Raw genomic sequence first — 1,625 nt, 5'->3', positions numbered from 1 at the left:
GACCCTGGTTTTTTTACCCCGCGCATGGCCATGCACAGATGCTCGGCTTTGATGACCACCATCACCCCCATGGGGTCGAGGGACTGTACCAGGTAATCGGCGATCTGTTTGGTCAGCCGCTCCTGCAGCTGCAGGCGCTTGGCCAAAAAATCGACCAGGTAACCCAGGGTGTTCAGGCCGATGATCCTGCCTTTTTTGGGAATGTAGGCGATGCTGGCTTTGCCGGAAAAAGGCAAAAAATGGTGTTCGCACAGGGAATAGATGGGAATATCCTTGAGAATGACCATTTCGTCGTGTTCTTCCTCGGTCAGGGCTTTCAAGAAATCTCCCGGATCCTTGCCGGTGCCGGACAAGACTTCGGCGAACATGTCTGCGGCCCTTTGCGGGGTTTCCTTTAATCTTGCGGAGTCGACATCTTCCCCGATGCCTTCCAAAATAAGTCGCACACCTTGTCTAATCTTGGTAAGATCCATATTTTTCATTAATGACTCCCTGGGCCAGCAGCATGGCCTCCTTGACCGAAATATGTTTTTTGTCGGCCAGGAGGCAGACATCGGCGAATTCGGGCTTGATGTTCATGGGCCGATTTTGCCAGGAGCTGATTTTGATGCGGATATCCGAGCCTGAAACCCGGATGGTACGCGTTTCACGGCCCAAAATCACCCTGTCTTCGAGGCGCTGCCGCAGCCCGATGGCCGTGCTTTCCCGGAAAATTGCCGTGATCACTTTTTCACGCTCGGTTTCGGCGCATAGTACGGTCAGCAGGAAACCCGGGCGGCCCTTTTTCATCAGGCCGCTACTGATAAAAATATCCATGGCGCCGGCCTGGATGATTTTTTCGCCGGCAGCGGCCACCATTTCGCCGCTGCTGTCATCCAGGTTGAATTCCAGCACCCAGATGCGGTCGTTGGCTTCCAGGCTTTCTTTTTCCGAGAGGATGGCCCGCAGGATGTTGGGAACCTGGGCGAAAGTCTTGTGGCCGCCGCCGCTGCCGATTTTCAACGCTTTGACCGTATGGCGGCCATCGGCCTGGCAACCGCAAGTGGCCAGGATGGCGGCTGCGGTCGGCGTCAGCAGTTCGTCCTCGATAGCGCCGCTGCGGTATTCGAGACCTTTGATCAGGTTCAGTACCGCCGGCGGCGGCACTGGCAGCAACCCGTGCCGGGTCTGGATATTGCCTTGGCCGGTGACCAGGGTGGTGAAAAACAGCGGGCAGCAGTCAAGCTTTTCCCATAACCAGCAAAAGCCCAGGATGTCGATCAGTGAATCGTCGGCCCCGATTTCATGCAGGTGCACATTTTTCAGCTCTTCGCCGTGGACTTCGGCTTCGGCCTTGAAGATGTTGCTGAAAATGCGATTGGCGTTGGCCTTGATCCTTTCGCAAAACGGGCCTTGGCTGATAAATTTATCAATTGTGGCAAAAGTAACGGCATGGCTGGCAGGGGAGGCGCTGATGACTACTTTTTTGCATTTCAGGTGGTTTTTCACCGTGTCTTCAACGGCAACGGTCACGGCCAGTCCGATGTTTTCGAAGGTTTGCTTGAATTCATCGCCGGCGTCCAGCAAATCGATCATGGCGGCGAGAACCATGTCGCCAGAGGCCCCGCAATTGGTTTGAAACAACA

Annotated in this window: 2 protein-coding genes; both read right to left on the bottom strand. The window is 55.1% G+C overall.

All coding sequences use genetic code 11. From position 1 onward, the window contains the following. A partial coding sequence (gene folE, locus NTW95_14200) for a GTP cyclohydrolase I FolE (protein ID MCX6558560.1) occupies nucleotides 1-482 on the bottom strand: 482 nt, incomplete at its 3' end. Beyond that, nucleotides 454-1,625 (bottom strand): nickel pincer cofactor biosynthesis protein LarC (larC, locus tag NTW95_14195; protein ID MCX6558559.1); only part of this gene is annotated, 1,172 nt, incomplete at its 5' end. The genes folE and larC, both read right to left, overlap by 29 nt.

The sequence above is a fragment of the Candidatus Aminicenantes bacterium genome, from assembly GCA_026393795.1.
GTDB lineage: Bacteria > Acidobacteriota > Aminicenantia > UBA2199 > UBA2199 > UBA2199.
Note: the sequence above shows the minus strand (reverse complement) of the source record. Positions and strands in the feature narration are given on the sequence as shown.